The 3,213-nt window shown below is 72.8% G+C and carries 3 protein-coding genes and 1 pseudogene; 2 read left to right on the forward strand and 2 right to left on the reverse strand.

Features of this window, described 5'->3' with window-relative positions:
* Positions 1–216: 216 nt before the first annotated feature.
* Together RDU12_RS14240 and RDU12_RS14245 are read left to right on the forward strand one after the other, a co-directional pair.
* Positions 217–1,161 carry an MJ0042-type zinc finger domain-containing protein gene (locus tag RDU12_RS14240; RefSeq protein WP_308685286.1) on the forward strand — a complete coding sequence of 315 codons (945 nt, stop codon included), beginning with the start codon at positions 217–219 and terminating at the stop codon, positions 1,159–1,161.
* 25 nt (positions 1,162–1,186) lie between these two features.
* Positions 1,187–1,717: a phosphoribosyltransferase gene (locus RDU12_RS14245; RefSeq protein WP_300293132.1), complete on the forward strand. Its 531-nt coding sequence runs from the start codon at positions 1,187–1,189 to the stop codon at positions 1,715–1,717.
* Positions 1,718–1,749: 32 nt separating this feature from the next.
* On the opposite strand, the gene lysA is transcribed toward RDU12_RS14245, so the two are convergent.
* The gene (lysA, locus tag RDU12_RS14250; protein ID WP_300293134.1) at positions 1,750–3,024 is read right to left on the reverse strand and encodes a diaminopimelate decarboxylase; all 1,275 of its coding nucleotides are present in this window, start codon (positions 3,022–3,024) and stop codon (positions 1,750–1,752) included.
* Between the two features lie 4 nt (positions 3,025–3,028).
* Positions 3,029–3,213 (reverse strand): annotated as a pseudogene (locus RDU12_RS14255) (hypothetical protein); the annotation flags it as partial.

A 3,213-nucleotide genomic window follows, 5' to 3' on the forward strand; every position in this document is an offset into this window, starting at 1 on the left:
AAGGAAGTGGAAAGAGCCCGCGCGCAATATGAGGTTAACGTCCCGCAGCACGCCGGGGCCGTCCGCATAGCCGAAGTTCACGCCCGAAAGGCGGACTATGTCGGTCGCGGAGGCGGTCAAGGCGGCGCGGCGGGGCTGAACGGGCATGAATTTTGGGTCAGGACGCGGCTGCAAGGCCGCGACGGGAGGGGGCGAAACGCCTCTCAGTCAGCGCACATGATACTGACCTGCCCGTCCTGCGCCACCAGCTATTTCACTCCCGACGAGGCGATCGGCCCGGGCGGCCGCACCGTGCGCTGCAAGAGCTGCAAACACACCTGGCGCGCCACCCTGGAAGAGCCGCTGGAGCTGTCGGCCTCGCCGCCGGGACTGGAGCCGACTGCCTTCGCCCGCCGCGATGAAGCGGGGGAGGCGCCCCAGGACACCCTGGCCGAGACGCCGGCGCCCGAATTGCCCCGGGCCTTCCGCGCCCGCGCCGAGCACCAGCGCCGCCTGCGTCGCGCCGCCGCCCACGGCGTGGTCTGGGCCGGCATCGCCTCCGGCTTCGCCGCCCTGCTCGCCTCCGCTTGGCTGTTCCGCGTCGAGGTGGTGGAGCTGGCCCCCCGAACCGCGGCCGCCTACGCCGCCGTCGGCCTGACCGTGAATCCGACCGGACTCGAGTTCGAGGCCGTTTCGGCCCGCGCCGCGCCCAACGATCCAGGCAAGGTGCTGATCTCCGGCGCGCTGAGGAACGTCCGCGACGAGGAACGCATCGCCCCGCCCGTTCGGGTCGCCCTGCTGGACCGGCAGGGGGCCGAGATCGGTCACGCCGTGGTCCGCATCGACGCCGCCCCGGTCCTGCCCGGCAAGGTCCAGGGTTTCGCCGCCATGATCCCCGACCCCGCCGGCAAGGGTCAGGGCGTGGGCGTGGCCTTCGTGCTGGAGGACGCCGCCTCGAACCGCGCCGCGGCCCCCGCCCGCCCGTCCGCCCCGGCCGTTCAACGACCCCTCCCGACCGCGGACGCGCACGCCGACGCCGACGCTGATGCTGATGCTGATGCGCACGCCGACGCCGGCCCGCCCCCCGTCGAGGCCGAGCTTCGCCCCGCTCTTGCGCCGGACCCGTCGACGGTGCTCGACATGCAGCCGATCGACGCGGTGCCCCTGCCTATCGACTCCTGAGGCCCCGAGGCGGTATCCGCCTCGCATGGCTGACACCCCGACCCCCGCCGTCCTGCTGTCCGAGGCCGAGGTGGCCCGCATCGTCGCTGATCTGGCCGCCCGGATCGCGCCGGTCACCGACGACGAGACCGTCGCGGTCGTCCTGCTGACCGGCGGCCTGTGGTTCGCCGCCGACCTGACCCGCGCCCTGTCGCGGATCGGCCGCAACGTCCGCTTCGACGCCCTTTGGCTGGCCTCCTACGGCGACGAGAAGGAAAGCCGCGGCCGGATCGACGTCCATGCCCCGTTCCAGCGGCCGATCGCCGGCAAGAAGCTGCTGATCCTCGACGACGTCTTCGACACCGGCCTGTCGCTGGCCGAGGCGGTGCGGATCGCGAAGGAGGGCGGCGCTGCCGAGGTCCTGACCTGCGTCTTCGCCCGCAAGCCCTGGCCCCTGCCGCGCGCGCCCGAGCCCGACTTTGTCGGCTGGGAGGCCCCGAACCGCTTCCTCGTCGGCTACGGCCTCGACCACGCCGGCGCCCTGCGCGGCCTCCCGGACATCTGCGCCCTGGATTGAAGGTCGTAGGGTTTAGGCCTTACCCGACCTCCTCACAGCCAGTCCGACTTCGGCTCCCTCGCCCACATCTCGTCGTATGATGGCCGCGTCCGCACCACGGCCCAGCGGTCGCCGTCGACCAGCACCTCCGGGACCAGCGGCCGCGAGTTGTATTCGCTGGCCAGCACTGCCCCATAGGCGCCCGCGCCCATGAAGGCGACGAGGTCCCCCGCCTGCACCGGGGCCAGCATCCGGTCCCGCGCGAACACGTCCGTCGACTCGCAGATCGGACCCACCAGATCGTACGGGCCGGTCTCGCCCGTCCGTTCCCGTACCGGCACGACGTCGTGGAAGGCGTCATAGAGGGCCGGCCGCATCAGGTCGTTCATGCCGGCGTCCAGGACCAGGAAGCGCCGCCCGTCGCTGCGGGCGTTGACCTGGATGACGCGGCTCAGCAGCACCCCGGCGTTGGCCGCCAGCAGCCGCCCCGGCTCGAACGTCGCCTCGACGCCGAGGCCGTCCAGCGCCCGCGCCGCCATGGCCACATAGTCGGCGATCGAGGGCAGGTCGGTCTGGCCGTGGTACGGCACGCCGAGACCGCCGCCGAGGTCCAGCCGGCTCACCGCCAGCCCTTTGGCCCTCAGCGCCAGCGTCATCTCGCGCAGGGCCCGGAACGCCCCCTCCAGCGGCTCCAGCGTGGTGATCTGGCTGCCGATGTGACAGGCCAGCCCGACCGGCGTCACATGCGGCGAGGCGGCGGCGCGGGCGTACAGGGCGGGCGCCTCCTCGGCCGGAACACCGAATTTGTCGGTCGCCCCGCCGGTGGTGATCCGGGCGTGGCCCCCGGCGCCGATCTTCGGATTGACCCGGATGGCGATCTCCGGCGCGGCGCCCTTCGCCGCGGCCACGGCGATCAGCCGGTCCAGCTCGACGGCGCTCTCGACATTGATCTGGCGCACCCCCGCCTCGAGGGCGAAGGCCAGTTCGGCGTCCGTCTTGCCGACGCCCGAGAAGACGATGCGCTCGCCGGGAACGCCGGCCTTCAGCGCCCGCCGGATCTCGCCTTCCGAAACCGTGTCAGCCCCGCAGCCCAGCCGGGCCAGGGTGGCCAGCACCGACAGGTTGGAATTGGCCTTCACCGCGAAGGCGATCAGGGCCTCCCCCAGCGATCCGCGATGGGCGTCCACCGCCTCGCGAAACAGCCCGTAGTGCCGGGTCAGGGTTGCGGTCGAATAGACATAAACCGGCGTGCCCACCGCCCCGGCAATTGCCTCCAGGGGCGCGCCCTCGGCATGGAGCGCGCCGTCGATCCGGTCGAAATGGTGCAAGGCCCTAGCGGGGGTTCGTACCCGAACCGCCGTACGGGTTCGAGCTGGGCCCGCCGTCGATCGGCGCCTGGCTGGGCGGGCGGTAGACCGTCGCGGGTTCGACCGGGCCGGGGCCGCGGCCGCCCGGCAGGCTGCGCTCGGTCTCCCGGGCGGGCGGCGCCTCGATGCGGCCGCATGGCCGACCTCGAG

Source organism: Brevundimonas sp., assembly GCF_031082345.1.
GTDB lineage: Bacteria > Pseudomonadota > Alphaproteobacteria > Caulobacterales > Caulobacteraceae > Brevundimonas.

What these genes read in the sequence shown, in the direction of transcription:
- RDU12_RS14240 (WP_308685286.1), top strand. Translation starts at nt 217, where the DNA reads ATGATACTGACCTGCCCGTCCTGCGCCACCAGCTATTTCACTCCCGAC.
- RDU12_RS14245 (WP_300293132.1), top strand. Translation starts at nt 1,187, where the DNA reads ATGGCTGACACCCCGACCCCCGCCGTCCTGCTGTCCGAGGCCGAGGTG.